Raw genomic sequence first — 14,795 nt, forward strand, 5'->3', positions numbered from 1 at the left:
ATTAGAGACTCGGAACGAATCTGCGAATGAAATCAGATTAACTTCAGAATTTAACTTGATCAAAAAGAATATCAAAAAAAGGATGTTCCATGTCAGAATTTATCAGGAAAAAAGGTGTTTTATGATTACAGCCTCAGATCGCCCATCAATCATCACTTTTCAGAGCTCATAGGGTTCATCACAGGCCATAATCGGTGATTAACCGAACATTACTCCGGTTTCCTGTTTGTATTCCTCTTCCTTCTCAACACCCATTATCTTGTCAACGGCGTCCATGAAGTCGGCCATTGTGACCTCATCGCGCTCCTCCCTTATTGCAAACATACCTGCCTCGGTACATATCGCCTTGAGGTCAGCGCCTGATGCTCCGTCAGTGATCCTTGAAAGGAGTTCTATGTCGACCTCCTCTGCAAGGGCCATCCCAGATGTGTGTATCTTGAGGATCTCCCTCCTGGCATCCTCATTTGGAAGCGGGACCTCTATGAACCTATCAAACCTTCCAGGTCTCAGGAGGGCAGGGTCAAGGATGTCAGGTCTGTTGGTTGCAGCGACAATACCGACGTTACCCCTTGACTCAAACCCGTCAAGCTCTGCAAGGAGCTGCATGAGGGTCCTCTGAACCTCCCTGTCGCCACTTGTTGAACTCTTAAGCCTCTTAGCTGCCACTGCATCAATCTCATCTATGAATATGATGCTCGGAGCCTTCTCCTTTGCAAGTTCAAAGACTCCCCTGACGAGTCTTGCACCTTCACCGATGTATTTCCTCACGAATTCAGATGCAACTATCTTTATGAATGTGGCGTTGGTTTCATGTGCAACCGCCTTTGCAAGGAGTGTTTTACCCGTACCCGGCGGGCCGTAGAGAAGCACGCCTTTAGGTGGCTCTATACCTATCTTCTCGAAGAGTTCTGGTTTTTTAAGTGGAAGCTCCACCGTCTCCTTGACTTCCCTGACCTGCTCTTCAAGGCCGCCTATCTGATCGTAGGAGACTTCTGGTTTTTCTTCAACTTCCATGCCAGTTACAACAGGGTCCTTCTCTGATGGCAGCACATCAACTATGCTGAAGGTCTGCTGGTTTAATGCAACCCTTGCACCTGGCTCGAGCTGTTTTCTGTCAATGAATCTTGAATAATTTATTACAAAGTGGGGGCCGGTACTGCTCTTTACTGCGACCCTGTGATCATCAAGTACTTCTGTGATTGTGGCTATGACCAGTGGTGGTGTCCTGAACCTTTCTATCTCACCACGCAGGGATTTAACTTCCCTGTCAAGCCTTGTCTTCTCATTTTCAATTAAAAGTTTATCCTTCTCAAGTTTTCTGATTTTCCACATCAGATTCCTTTTTGTCTTGGAATTTTCCTCTTTAAGCATTCTAATTTCTTTTTTGAGGTCTTCAATCTTTTTCATTACATTCTGGGAGTTATTTTCCATGATTTTAGAACACTCCTATTTAAATTTTGTTGTATACTATCTTGTCCCTAGTAATATTTAAATATTGGGGTGGAATAAATCTAGAATAAAATAAAAAGGGATCTTCATGAGATGCGAGATTTGCGGTAAAAGAATTGTTGGAAAACCTATAAAGACAAAAATCGATAGCTCAGTTATGGATGTCTGCAAGGAATGCTCAAGGTTCGGTAAAGTCCAGAGAGAACCACGTAAACCCAGAAAGAGTCCTGTGAAAAGAAGACCCGCACGTTCAAGAGGACCTGAACCCATCTATGAAGTTGTTGAGGATTATGGGAAGATCATAAGGGCAGAGCGTGAGTCAAGGGGATGGTCAAGGGAGGATCTCGCAGAAAGGATAAATGAAAAGGTATCCGTTATAAACAGGATCGAATCCGAGAGGATGGAACCTGATATTAAACTCGCAAAGAAACTTGAAAGGCTCCTTAATATCCAGTTACTTGAGAAGTTCGAAGGGGATGAAACCGATAAAATTGAGGCTGGAGGCTTCAGGGGAGCCACCATAGGTGATATTGCCAGGATAAAGAGGAGCTGATAACCCCCCTCATTTTATCCCCTACAAGATGAACTCGTCCTCAGGGAACAACACTATCAAAAAACAACTTATTCTACCCCTTATGGGAATAATACCCCCTCATAACCCTGAGGTTTCTGAATATATCCCTGAGCTCACCGTACTCATCGTACTCACTGCTTACAACGATCAGATGCGCCGGGGGATGTATCCTCCTGACGGCCATTATACTCTCTGTATCATCCTCCTCAACCTCCACAACTGCAGCGGCAGAGGCCCTGCTCCTTAACGGACCTCCAAGTATGGAGGATGCCAGCCTGTCAGCCAGCTCCCTCCGCATCAGGCGGGGTTTTCCGATGACCTTGAGTCCGCCATGACGTTCAAGGTCAGCTATGGCGTTGAGGATCTTCTCATTGCTGTCAGCCCTTATGATTATAAGAGACATCCCTAGCTCCTCCTGAATGAACTTATAAGGCTGCTCCTGAAGAGCACAAGGAGCACCATGATGAAACCGAGGGCTGTCTGTATGTTCCCCAGCGCCTCAAGGAGAGACGAGCTTACAGGAAGCTCCATGGGCGGTGAGGTCCTTTCACCGGGAAGTGGCGTGTAGTAAACCCCCACGGCCCTTGAGCTGGGCTTCACATTGATGTCCTTTGGTTCAACATAATTCACCCCCACAAGGAACCCGTTTTTTATGGCCCTGTTTATCGAGCGTGCTATTGCCTCTGAGCTGTAACCGTTCTTCCTCACCGATGCCCTTACAATCTCCTGTGTCGTCTGCACCACTCCCGCCTCGTCGGTTCCATAAACAGAAACCGAGACTGATCCATTGGTTACCGTTATGGCGTTCTTGAGGGCCTCATATGCGTATATTACCTTGAGTTTGCTTCCATCCACCGGACATACCTGATAGTTTTCGGCTGCAGGGTACCCCACACTCCAGCCGCACTCATCACAGACCTTCACATAGGGTTCATCCATGGGGTAACCTGTCTCATTGAGGTTTTCGGGTGTGAACATGTCCCCTGTTGATACACCGGAGGCCAGGTTAACCGCACCACCACCATACTTCTCACCCGCATCCTTGGCAACCTCCTCAAAGACCTTACCGACAATGTAGGTGGCGGAGTAACCATCCCTTATCATCTTACCGATGTTAATGGCTGTCTCCTGCCTTACACGGGTGGCCGTACCGTACTTGGGGTTGCCATGGGTGTTCCTGAGGTGTATGATGGCACCCTTCTTTCCAGGCGGCAGCACTGCAAGGCCCCCTGAGTAGGGTGTGACGGTTATGGTGCCATCATCCTCCACAATCACGACGTAGGCATCGAAGGAACCACCGACTGCCGCCCCTATGCCCGGACCTCCGCACATGACCCTTATACCGGGATAACTGTTGGCTGCGGATGCTGCCTCTGCTGCTGTTGCACCATTCTCAAGTCGATTTATAACATCCATGATGGCCATGAGCCTTGGAGTGGAGGCACCCTCACCCCCTGAGAGAACAGCGAATCTCTTCTCCTTTGACATGAGGAAGGTTGACTGGAACATGTTCTGGGCAAAGGACATACTCCCTGCAGCCGCGCCATTGGGGTCGGCGCCTGTAGGATCGGTTATAACTATGACGTTCATCGTTGCAGACACCGGCCCTATGAGCAGGTTGAATATGATTAGAAGCAGCAGTAACTTGCTAAATTTCTGCATTAACCACTACCTCCGGTTCTGTTGGTAATCTTTACTGTTGCAAAGTCTTCAATAACATTAACCGTTACTATGCCTGTTTTCGTATCCACCTTAACATCTGCAGCGGCTATCGGGGTCACGCGCGTACCGGGTATGGTTGTTTTCTTGACAAACTTTTCAGCATTCTCAATGGCTTCACTGAGAGGGATCTTTCTCTTTGAAGTTACAAGCACATCTCCCTTGATGTAGCTTCCAGGCCTGAGTCCTGATTCATATATATTGGCCTTTATTGATGATAGAGGGACTATATCATTACCCTTAACGATTATGCCTGCTATGGGCACGCCGTTCACATCCTCTGTTGATGATGCATAGGCAAGGTAGGTCATCACACGACCCGATAGGATGAGGATGAATGCCAGCAGGAGTATCACAAGGGTATCCCTTCTGATCTTTATGAACATCGGCTTCACCTTTGTTTTATGGTTCCTTGTATTATGTTTGAGCTCTGGAGACTAGTTATTTAGGAACATTCATTATAAACTTATGGTGGCAGACTCTTATAGGAACTTTAGTTATGTCTGCAAGTATGAACATTCATTATAAACTTATGGTGGGATCGACCTGAATCATGAATAAAAAATGATTCATGGGAGATGGATTCAGATCATGAATTTCCCATTATTTCCTTCAGAACCTTGGATGCCGGGTCCATACCCTGGGCTCCAAGGAGAAGTACCGTGTCAGACGGTGATGCTGCATCAAGAACCGTTTTGAGGGATTCCCTGAGTGTTTCAATATACTTGTATTCTATTCCGTTATCCTCAAGGACGCCCAGGAAAGCCCTCCTCTCATTTTCAAGCACCGTGTTCTGCCTGTCCACAAGGTCGCTGCTTGCGGTTACTATGAGCTCTGCCCCGGCACCCTTCAATGACTCTGCAAGGGCCCCTGCATTCAGGAGGTTGATCTCCTCACCCCTCGACCCCCTTATGGCATTAACAACCCAGAGCCTCCCCTTCAGGGTTTTCAGGGCGCTCCTTACCGTTGACCTTATACCATCCGGGTTGTGGGCGAAGTCATCGATGACAAGTGGTTTCTCCATCAGAACCGAGAACCTCCTCTTAAGCGGCCTGTAGGTCCTTACACCATCCCTGATATCATCAAGGGATAACCGGAGTCCCCTGCATGCTGCAACCGCTGCCAGGGTGTTCTGTATGAAGTGCTCACCCCTTAGGGGGAGTTCATGGGGAGACACCAGTAGTTCATCCCCGCAGTAGATACCTTCATCGTACCTCACCTCCGTGCCCGAACCATAGAACACGGCCCTGGCGTGGGGGTTGATGTCCGCCATCTCCCGGACCCTTGGATCATCGGCGTTCAGAACAGCCACTCCCTCCTTCAGGGCCCTAACAGCTCCTGATACCTCCCTGAAAACATCATCCAGAGAGTCAACGAGTCCTATATGGTCCATTGCAACGTTGGTGATGACCGCCATCTCGGGTTCAACTGCAGAGGCCATCATGTATGCATGGTCCCTCATAACCCTTCCAAGCCATCCCTGGACCTCTGAAACCTCTATTATGAGGAATTCAGGGCTTCCTGATTCGGATATCTGCTGTGAAACCACGGGGTCTATGAGGGTGTTGAATTCTGATCTTGAATCCGTGTTTGTGTAGGCGGATCTCCCGGATTCTCTCAGTATATGGGTGATCATGTGGGTGGTTGTTGATTTACCGTTGGTACCCGTTACGATCACTCTGCGTGATGAAGGTGCAAAGTTCTTCACAGACCAGGAGAGGGCGAAGGCATTGGCAACTTCAATACGGTCCACGAGTATCAAAGGGACTTCATGGAGTTCAGAAGCCTCTCCCCTGGGGTACTGGGTTATTATTGCAGAGACTCCCTTCTCTGAGGCAATTTTAACTCCTTTATCGTCAATCCAGTGCCTTATGACCACGTCCCCCTCTCTGGCGCCTCCAAGGGTGGTGAACCTACCCCTGAACTCGGCGTCATCCCCTATGAGTTTCCCTGAAACCTTCTCTGCAAGTTCCCCAAGACGCATAACCATCTCCAACCTTATTAAGTCTTTCACGGCCCCTCCAGACACCCTAGCCTATAACAATCTCCAGCCCTGCCATTCTCAGTCTCAGGGCACTTCAGCCCATAACCATCTCAAACCCTCAAGGGCCCACGCCATTCAGAAACTTCATGCAGGGAACGCTCCATGGAAGTAAAGGCCCAGTGCACATACACAGAGGGTTATGAGCCAGTAGAGGAGGACGATTTTCTTCTCGGACATCCCCCTGTAGTGGAGTGTGTGGTGGAGCGGTTCAACCGGAAGCCTTATTACCCCTGCCCTGTGAAGGAGGCTCACGATTACCGAGACTATGGGGACTGACAGTGCAAGAACACCAAAGTATACCGTGTCTGTCAGCATGACTGCGGTGGCGTATCCTGCCCCCAGTGCAAATGAACCAGTGTCACCCATGAATATGCTTGCAGGGTACCTGTTGAATACAAGGAATCCCAGTGATATGCCTGCAAGGACCATGAAGGGAACCGTCCCGGCGGAGCCCCCTGAAATCCCAATGAATGCTGCGCATGATGCTGATGCAATGAGTATGATGCCTGCAGCCATTCCATCCATGCCATCGATGAGGTTAACCGCGTTTATGGCCCCCACAATACCCCCTATGATGAAGGGAACAGCGGCAATGCCCAGGTAGAACCCTCCAAGCTCTGTAATGGTGCCTGAGATGACCAGGAAGAGTGCTATCATTAACTGGGCCAGTATCTTCTCACCCTCACTGACCTCATTCTTTATGGGTGCCTCCCCAACAACCTCCACGAGGCCCTCTGAGAGCAGCGCCTTAAGATCTGACCTTGCCTTCCTGGTGGCGGCCCTCGCCTCCTCTCCAGGTCCAAGAACAAGCTGCCCTATCTCCACGGGTTTCTTTGAAACGTTCCTGACGATCTTCTGGAACTCCTTAACCTTCAGTCCCAGGAGGTCGTCGAGGAGGCCGATTATTGCTGCCGTGAGCATTATGAATGCTGTTATGACCAGGTACTGGTTTCCGCGGTATAATATGGCTGCAAGGAGAAGTCCCATGAGCATTCCAAGTCCACCCATTGTGGGTGTGCCTGCCTTGTGGCTGTGTTCAGTGACGATGGGCTTATCCCCTATACCTGCACTCCTCAGAACATTCCGTATGAAAAGCGTGAAAAAGGCCGATGCAACGGCGCTTACAATGAGTACCATTAACTCCGTCTTCATGATATCACCCTGAGTTCTTCAACAACCTCTTCAAGTCTCTCCGGTCTCCTATCCCATACTGTTATCCTTCTGTGATTTTCAGGGCCATGGAGTGTCCATGAAGCATCCCCCAGGATCCTGGATACGCGTTCTGTGTCAGGGCTGCCCAGAGGTATCTCCACGGCATGGTAGGCCTTCCTCTCCAGCCTTTCAGGGGCCCAGTTGCCAATGGCCATGTCAACAAGGCTGTGCATCGGGTTTATCCCTGTTGCAGCCCCTGAAATGTACCTTGTACCGTTGGGCCTTGTGTTGACCTCTATTGCATGGAGTTCACCGTCGTCTGAGAGTATCATGTCAACATCCGTGTTCCCCTCTGCACCCAAGAGGTCGGTTATCCTGCAGGCCATTTCAAGGGCGGCTGAATTATCAAATCCCCTGATGGCTGCAGGGGCCCTCTTTATCTTCCTGAGGGGATGTATTCCCTCAGTGCTTGTCAGTCCCTTGTCCACGGCCACCAGGGGGAGGGACCTGCCTTTCCAGCGGAGCACCTCCACAGAGATTTCATGGCCCTGTATGTATTCCTCCATGATTGCAGATCCATGGACCCTGAGGTAGTCCTCAAGTTCCGCTTCACTGCTTATTATCCTTATATCCGATCCTCCCTGGCCCTCCCTCTGTTTCAGGACTGCAGGTAAAGCCTTCACATGGGGGGATGATATGAACCTGTATTCAGGGGTCCTTATATCATTCTCTGTGAAGAATTCCTTGGTTTTCAGTTTATCTGTTGATATGGAGGCTGCCTCTGGACCCGATGCCACCACAGGGATCCCGTATTCACCCTCAAGTTCCTGTTTCATCCAGGCAACCTCCCTGAGGGGGCCGTCAACCCCGATGAGGGGGATGACCGCATCAACATCCTCATGGATTGCAAGTTCCATGGGGGCCTCCATTCCCCTGGGGAGTATGAAAAATTCATCTGCAAGTTCCAGGTTCGGTGCCCTGGGATTTGACTCTGAAAGTATGGTCGTGACACCCATCCCTGATGCGTAGCCGGCAACATCATTGAACAGCCTTGAACCGATAAAGAGGATCTTCATGTTATCACGTAAATAAACTATCACTTACCAACCTATAGGAGGTTAATCCCTGAAACTAATTATCTATTATGGGGGATCCCATAAAAAGTTAATTTATGAGTAAAGGCCCTGAAGTTATGATTCGAGGGCCTTCAGGATTAGGGATGCGAGCTCATGGACGGCTCCTTCAACCCGTGGGGATAGTCCCCTCCCGAATTCAAGGTTCTCTGGCTGTATTCCTATGAGGGCTATCCTGTAATCTCCCTGCTCCTCAAGGTACTTTACAAGGAATGAGATGGGCATGGCATGGGTTGAGATGCTGTACTCTGAGATACGTTCCCTTTCAATGAAGCCTGATGTTCCTGGTTCAGCCTCCATCTGAACCGCGTCGACGATGAGGATGTGGCTGGGTTTCTCCTTCCTTATGCTCCCTGTGAAGTTTTCAGGGACGGTGCCTGCATCTATGAGTACATGGCCCATCCCTGTGAGGGGCTCCCTGAGGAGGGATGCGAGGTAGGGTCCGAGACCATCGTCTCCCCTCAGTTCATTCCCGACTGTAAGTACAAGGAGCCTTCTGCAGTCTGTGAGGAAATCATCAAGCTTCTTCTTTAACATGGAAAAGACCGCCATCATAAACTGGAATCTTATCTGGACAAGCTGCGGAAATAACCCCGAACTCTTTATAATAGGCTGTCACGGGCATGGGATTACCGGAACCTGTCTGTGAACATCCCCATGAAGGGGTCTCGGCTTCCAACTCAGAGTCCCCTTCAGCCAGCCGTTACTCCAACCTATAACCCGGCACTCAGAGGACCTCGGCCCTGATGGAACCTAGACCCCCGCCCATCCTGTATGAGAGTTCTATTTCAGCCTCTCCAGGTTCTTCAGCCGAACCCAGGGGTATCATGAGGGGTGGGTTCATCATGGGTGTTGGTCCGCAGATTATATCATCCTGGAGGATGGTGAAGGTTGTTATCCTGATACCGTTGAAGGGTCCTGTTGCCCTGAGCTTCAACCGTCCCCTGAACCTGTCATCCAGGTTCCCCTTAAAGTTAACACGGCTGTAGACCCTCAGTGGACCAGCAGACCTGGAATCAGATCCCCGCTCATCATAGATTATGTTATCAGAATTCATCAGGACGGGTTCAGCTGCATTTAGGATCCCTAATGGTATAACCCTACCGTCAGGTTTAAGGAAATCCATGGCCCTCTGAAGGACCGGCACCTGTTCTTCATCTATGAGTGCCGTGTCAAGCATCTCACAGATTATGGTATCTGCAGGTTCGGTGAACTCAAATTCCAGGGCGTCCTGGTTGACAACCCTGACATTCTCAAGATGGGAGAGGTTCTCTGATGCACAGGCTGCTATCTTCGGATCCTTTTCAACCGCTATGACCTTCTCCGAGACTCCCGCTGCAAAGTATGAAAGGACCCCGCTTCCAGCGCCAAGGTCATATGTCACTCCCCGTGCACTGGAGGATATTGCTTCATAAAAGGCTGAGAGGCGCTGGTGGTCCATTAGAAGGTTATGATGGTAGGGTGTGACCCTGAATCTCATTGATACTAGTGCTCGTGTTCTATCTTCTGTTCTGTTGATGTGCTGGTGAGCCTCACGTGTTCTACGCCCTTGAGCCTCATCATCTTTTCTGTGAGTTCCCTGATCTTTGCAACATCACCCTTGACCACGATGACTTCAAGGCAGTGCTTCTCGGTCATGTGGACGTGCATGACTGCGTTGATGTATTCCCGGTAGTCGTGCTGTATGTCTGCAAGGTCCTCCATGACCCCCGTGTAGTGGTGGTCATAGATGACTGCAATGATACCTATCCTTTCTCCTTCCATTTCATTCATCCACTGATACCTGACGATGTAGTCTTTAAGGGCGTCCCTTATACCCTTTGACCTTGACTGGTATCCGCGGTCCCTTAGAACCTCATCAAACTCGTTCAGCAACTTCTTTGGTAGAGACATGCTTATTCTCATCATAATATTACCCTCTGATTAGATTTATATTAACTTATTATATTAATAATCTAAAGTCATATTTAAACTTTTGTTATCATGCAATATTGTCTTCAGAAAACAACAGATTATTACCTTAATATGTCTCCTTTATTTATAATGGTATGGCGCTGCCAGCCGGTGACCGGATGGAACTCCAAATCTACTGGAGGTGTACATGACAAAACATACGAATAGACTTCCGGTGGCGCCTGTCTGCTCTGGTCATGGAGGCAACATCACAAAACATATGAATACACGACAACATATTAATTACATCCGAACTTTTGAGGGATGATAATGAAGATTAAAGAAGCAATGAACCCTGAGGTTATAACGATAAGCCTCCATACAAGGCCCCTTGAAGCCTTTGAGAAGATGTACAAACATGGGGTCCGCAGACTCTTTGTCCTTGATGATGAAGGTAACCCTGCTGGTGTCGTATCCTACACTGACCTTATAGGGGTGCTTGGATCCATAAAACCTGACAGCGAACACCCTGAGAGGGACCTGAAGGTCCGGGACATAATGGTTGACGAGGTCATAACCATCTCAGCAGACGACAACATAGAGGATGCTGCAAACCTCATGCTGCGGGCGGATATTTCAGGCCTGCTGGTGATGGAAGATGATAAACCCGTGGGTGTAATAACAAAGACCGACATCTGCAGGCTGGTGGCAGCGGAGATACTCGTACCGGCATAATCCCCCCTACGTGACAACCCTTAAGGGAGGCTCCAGTTGAAGATCATAACAAGAAAGGAGAACATGGTTTACAGGGAACTAAAGTACATGCAAATGGACATGAACACGGCCGTATCCGAGGAGATGCTCAGAAGGAACCTTGACCTCCCTGAACATGAATACCATGAAATAGCCCTTAACCTTGAAAGGAAGGGGCTCGTTTCAAGGGATAATGGTAAGATTCAGGCGGAGAACCTGGATGAAGAGATAAAGGTGATGGAGACCCAGAGTGAGGTCAGGGAAGCCGAGCTGAACCACGTCGAGGAGGAAGCCCTCAGGCTAATAGAAGAAATCTCAGCAGACGGGGCCGTTCCAAGATACATCCTTGAGGGCCACCTCCTCTACGGGCCCCTTAAGCTCAGCACCAGGAGGATGTACAGTATCATAGTATCCCTTGAGAACAAAGGACTAATCAGGAGGACTCTCCGTGATGATGGGGAGTACTACCTTATCAGTGAGCCACAGGCATCAAAATGAATACAATTGAGGTCGCCGGGATCATCAGAAACCCATTTAATAAATAAATTTATTATAGCTGGAGATCCCCTGTGACCGGGAGTTTCCTCAGCCATCCAAGGTCGCTCTGATATAGCTGCCTTATATCCCTTATGTCCAGCCTTATCATTGCAAGCCTCTCTATGCCTAGGCCAAAGGCAGCCACAGGTGTTTCAACCCCCAGGGGTTCCAGCACCTCGGGTCTGAACATTCCTGCTCCGCCGAGTTCTATCCAGCTCTTCTTATCAGGCAGGTAGATCTCACATTCAGTGGAGAGGTAAGTGTAGGGGAAGTAAGCCGGCCTGAACCTCACCCTGAATCCAAGTTTTCTGTAGAACTCTCGCAGGATGCCCAGGAGGTTCCTGAAGTTCACATCCTCACCTGCAACGATTCCCTCAACCTGGTGGAACTCTGGCAGGTGCTTGTAGGTTATGGTCTCCCTCCTGAAGACCCTTCCCACAGAGAACATCTTGAGGGGCGGCCTGTTTTCAGTGAGGAACCTTGCAGATACGCATGTTGTGTGGGTCCTGAGGACGCTCTGCCTTGCAACGTCAACGTCCCATTCATACTGCCATCCCTCGGAACCGGTTGATCCACCATCCTCATGGACGCTCTGAACCCTCCCTACAAGGTCATCAGTGGGGAGCTGGGCGAATGGTGGGTTCTTCACATAGAAGGTGTCCTGCATCTCCCTTGCAGCATGGTCCTGGGGCTGGAAGAGACAGTCAAAGTTCCAGAAGGCGGATTCAACCACGGGTCCGCGTGACTCCGTGAATCCAAGGGCCAGGAATATTGACCTGATCTCATTGATTATACGCCTCAGGGGATGTATCTTGCCCGGATAGACCATAGGATACTCTGCATCAACGTTATATCCCCTGTAGTGGAGTTCCCTCCATTTCCCTGTCTTCAGGTGCTCATGGGTGAGCTGTGTTGCCTCTTCAACAATCTCAACACCCCTCTCAAGGAGCCTCCTGCCCTCGGGTGTGAGTTCTATGGTGTGACTTTTGACCTTCCGGATATCAATTATCCCCTTCCTTCCTGCAAGGTCCCTGTAGGCCGCCCTTAATCTGTCATCAAGTTCATCGGGTCTTACCGGCCCCCTGAGGAGAATCTGGAGGAGCTCCTCATCAGCACCCCTCCCTGGGGTCCCTTCCTGGACCGGGGAAACCCTGCCATCATCTATCTTTGCCCACCCCTTCCTCATGAGCCAGCCAATACCAATCCCTGACTCCTTTCTGTCAAGGCCCGCCCTTTCAGCAAGCTCTGACACATCAAGCTCACCCTCCCCTGCAAGAACCTCAATGAGTCTTCTCTCGGGAAGGCCCTCCTCTGCATAGACCCGCCCATCATCGGTGAGTGATACGTATTCCTGGACATCCTTGATGACCCTCACAAATCCACGCGATTCAAGGGCCCCCACTGCACTCATAACAGATTTTATATCCATTTCCTGACTTTCTGCTATCTCTTCAGGTTTTAATGGCCTGTCTGAGTCTTCAAATGCCTTCAAGACCTTTTTTTCATAGATGTGTAGCTGGTCAATGATCCTGTCAGTATCCATACAATCCCTCTACTCCTTTCAACGATCTAATTTACATACGCCTTCATCATCTGAATTCAGGTGATACATTCACTGATCCGAATAATAGTCAAGCAGCCCCACCATCAGGGATGATGCCGTTAAATCGGCTGTTGTCCCCGGGTTCCAGCCGTTCTTGTGGAGCTTCCTGTCAAACCTTTCAACCCTCCTGAGGCCTGCATCTGTAAGAGCGCCTCCCCTTTCAACAATATCAGAGGCCTCCTCCCTGACCTCCTCTGCAACATCCTCACCGTACTTTCTTGCTATGAGCGTGTCAGGGAACCTTGAGAGTATGGTCATGAATGTCTGGACAACGGCCAGGTTCATCCCATACTCCCCTACTGTTTCCCTGAATACAGGGAACCCTACATTAAATGTTACGGGCATGGAGGATGTTAATTCCCTTGCGATGAGGTCCCATGGGGCCGACATCTTCAGGGTGTCAAAGAGGGTTATCCCCTCCTTAAGTATCCTCTCCTGTGACTCCGGGTCATTGACGTCAAGGGTCTCATGTTCACCCATGCCACCGGCGTCTGCAATTGAAATGGCCCTGTAGAGGTTAACAGCGTCTTCAGAGGTGGTCTGGAGGATTATCCTGTTAACGTGTTCCCTTAAACCCTGGAGGTCCCTGTCATCAACCATTCCTGCGGCGACAGAGAGCGGTGTGAGCAGCATGACTATACCCAGGTTCGTGTTGGTGGAAACCCAGCTGCGGGTCTCCTCAACAGCCCTGAGTATCAGCTCTCCAATGCCTGCCACTGAAAGGTCTGTTAGGTCACTGAGGTCCTCACCCCTCTCTGCTGCAAGTCTCATGGTATCCCCAATGATTACCCCGCTTACAAGGAAGTCCTCGAAGACCATGTCATCAAAGTCACGGGTCCTGTGGACGTTTCCGGGCTTGGGGTATCCGCTCACCTCCAGTACAGCTGCAAGCTGGGCGATCCTTGAAACATAGAGGGGGTCCATCTAGATCACCTCCAGCACGTCCGGTGCGAAGTGGGAAATGATAAGACCCGCCCCTGCACGTTTTATTGACAGGAGCACCTCATGTATTGATTCATCGGTAAGGTAGCCCATGCTTATGGCTGCCCTGAGCATCGAATATTCCCCGCTGACATTGTAGGCTGCGATGGGGGCCCTGAAGTTATCCCTGAGGGTCCTTATCACGTCAAGGTAGGGAAGGGCCGGTTTCACCATGATTATATCAGCGCCCTCCTTCAGGTCCAGTTCGGCCTCGACGACAGCCTCTTCAAGGTTCGCAGGGTCCATCTGATAGGACTTCCTGTCACCGAAGGAAGGTGCCGATGACACTGCATCACGGAAGGGTGCATAGAATGATGATGCATACTTAACCGCATATGACATTATCAGGGTGTCCTGGAATCCTGCGTCATCAAGGGTCTTCCTTATGACGGCAACCCGTCCGTCCATCATGTCCGATGGTGCCACGACATCCGCCCCGGCCTCTGCATGGGAGAGGGCTATCCTTGAGATTATTTCAAGGGTTTCATCGTTAACTATCTCTCCATCAACCACAACCCCGCAGTGCCCGTGGCTTGTGTACTGGCAGAGGCACACATCCGTCATGACAACAAGGTCTGTTTCTTCCTTCAGTCTCCTCACGGTCCTCTGAACAACACCATCCGGTTCATGGGCCGATGATGCGAGTTCATCCTTAACTGCAGGCATTCCAAATATAAGGACGGATGAGAGGCCCATGTCCTCAAGTCGGGATGCCTCGGCAACTGCGTCATCCACAGAGTACCTGTACTGTCCTGGCATTGTCCCTATCTCTTCAAGCTCACCCCTTTTCAGCCTTTCACTCACAAAGAGGGGGTAGATAAGGTCTGATGGATGAATACGGGTCTCTCTAATGATTTCTCTTATCTGCGGACTTCTTCGCAACCTTCGCATCCTCTTTCTGGGAAACTCCATACTATCACTCACAGGTATAATTATGGCCGGGATCTGTTAGACCTA

Annotated in this window: 16 protein-coding genes; 3 read left to right on the top strand and 13 right to left on the bottom strand. The window is 49.9% G+C overall.

What is annotated here, in order from left to right; all coding sequences use genetic code 11:
- Positions 1–198 precede the first annotated feature (198 nt).
- Complete coding sequence (locus N5910_RS05680; protein WP_074359081.1) at positions 199–1,431, bottom strand: proteasome-activating nucleotidase; 1,233 nt, start codon at positions 1,429–1,431, stop codon at positions 199–201.
- A 106-nt stretch (positions 1,432–1,537) separates the two neighbouring features.
- Here N5910_RS05680 and N5910_RS05685 point away from each other — a divergent pair, with 106 nt between their 5' ends.
- Positions 1,538–2,002: a multiprotein bridging factor aMBF1 gene (locus N5910_RS05685; RefSeq protein WP_074359082.1), complete on the top strand. Its 465-nt coding sequence runs from the start codon at positions 1,538–1,540 to the stop codon at positions 2,000–2,002.
- A 73-nt stretch (positions 2,003–2,075) separates the two neighbouring features.
- On the opposite strand, the gene N5910_RS05690 is transcribed toward N5910_RS05685, so the two are convergent.
- From N5910_RS05690 to nikR, 9 genes are all read right to left on the bottom strand, one after another.
- On the bottom strand, positions 2,076–2,426 hold the full coding sequence (locus N5910_RS05690; protein WP_074359083.1) for a DUF356 domain-containing protein: 351 nt from the start codon (positions 2,424–2,426) through the stop codon (positions 2,076–2,078).
- Positions 2,427–2,428: 2 nt separating this feature from the next.
- Positions 2,429–3,685: a hypothetical protein gene (locus N5910_RS05695; RefSeq protein WP_074359084.1), complete on the bottom strand. Its 1,257-nt coding sequence runs from the start codon at positions 3,683–3,685 to the stop codon at positions 2,429–2,431.
- Entirely contained in the window at positions 3,685–4,128 is a 444-nt protein-coding gene (locus N5910_RS05700) for a hypothetical protein (RefSeq protein ID WP_074359085.1), read from the bottom strand. Before N5910_RS05700 ends, N5910_RS05695 begins: the two co-directional genes overlap by 1 nt.
- Before the next feature lie 203 nt (positions 4,129–4,331).
- On the bottom strand, positions 4,332–5,726 hold the full coding sequence (locus tag N5910_RS05705) for a Mur ligase family protein (protein ID WP_261599885.1): 1,395 nt from the start codon (positions 5,724–5,726) through the stop codon (positions 4,332–4,334).
- Between the two features lie 144 nt (positions 5,727–5,870).
- Positions 5,871–6,938, bottom strand: a complete 1,068-nt coding sequence (locus N5910_RS05710) for a glycosyltransferase family 4 protein (protein ID WP_074359086.1) — start codon at positions 6,936–6,938, stop codon at positions 5,871–5,873.
- Positions 6,935–8,014, bottom strand: a complete 1,080-nt coding sequence (locus N5910_RS05715) for an ATP-grasp domain-containing protein (RefSeq protein WP_191216027.1) — start codon at positions 8,012–8,014, stop codon at positions 6,935–6,937. The genes N5910_RS05710 and N5910_RS05715 overlap by 4 nt, the downstream gene beginning before the upstream one ends.
- 114 nt (positions 8,015–8,128) lie before the next feature.
- On the bottom strand, positions 8,129–8,608 hold the full coding sequence (hycI, locus tag N5910_RS05720) for a hydrogenase maturation peptidase HycI (protein WP_074359771.1): 480 nt from the start codon (positions 8,606–8,608) through the stop codon (positions 8,129–8,131).
- 190 nt (positions 8,609–8,798) lie between these two features.
- On the bottom strand, positions 8,799–9,551 hold the full coding sequence (locus N5910_RS05725) for a methyltransferase domain-containing protein (RefSeq protein WP_074359088.1): 753 nt from the start codon (positions 9,549–9,551) through the stop codon (positions 8,799–8,801).
- Between the two features lie 5 nt (positions 9,552–9,556).
- The gene (nikR, locus tag N5910_RS05730) at positions 9,557–9,979 is read right to left on the bottom strand and encodes a nickel-responsive transcriptional regulator NikR (protein WP_191216028.1); all 423 of its coding nucleotides are present in this window, start codon (positions 9,977–9,979) and stop codon (positions 9,557–9,559) included.
- Between the two features lie 315 nt (positions 9,980–10,294).
- On the opposite strand from nikR, the gene N5910_RS05735 reads away from it, so the two are divergent.
- Together N5910_RS05735 and N5910_RS05740 are read left to right on the top strand one after the other, a co-directional pair.
- Complete coding sequence (locus N5910_RS05735) at positions 10,295–10,699, top strand: CBS domain-containing protein (RefSeq protein WP_074359090.1); 405 nt, start codon at positions 10,295–10,297, stop codon at positions 10,697–10,699.
- A 36-nt stretch (positions 10,700–10,735) separates the two neighbouring features.
- A complete protein-coding gene (locus tag N5910_RS05740) occupies positions 10,736–11,215 on the top strand; it encodes a hypothetical protein (protein WP_145924535.1) in 480 nt (159 codons plus the stop codon).
- A gap of 52 nt (positions 11,216–11,267) precedes the next feature.
- On the opposite strand, the gene pheS is transcribed toward N5910_RS05740, so the two are convergent.
- From pheS to hemB, 3 genes are all read right to left on the bottom strand, one after another.
- A complete protein-coding gene (pheS, locus tag N5910_RS05745; protein ID WP_191216029.1) occupies positions 11,268–12,797 on the bottom strand; it encodes a phenylalanine--tRNA ligase subunit alpha in 1,530 nt (509 codons plus the stop codon).
- Between the two features lie 69 nt (positions 12,798–12,866).
- The gene (locus N5910_RS05750; RefSeq protein ID WP_074359092.1) at positions 12,867–13,781 is read right to left on the bottom strand and encodes a triphosphoribosyl-dephospho-CoA synthase; all 915 of its coding nucleotides are present in this window, start codon (positions 13,779–13,781) and stop codon (positions 12,867–12,869) included.
- A complete protein-coding gene (gene hemB, locus N5910_RS05755; RefSeq protein ID WP_191216030.1) occupies positions 13,782–14,750 on the bottom strand; it encodes a porphobilinogen synthase in 969 nt (322 codons plus the stop codon).
- Positions 14,751–14,795 lie beyond the last annotated feature (45 nt).

The organism is Methanothermobacter wolfeii (assembly GCF_025397995.1).
GTDB lineage: Archaea > Methanobacteriota > Methanobacteria > Methanobacteriales > Methanothermobacteraceae > Methanothermobacter > Methanothermobacter wolfei.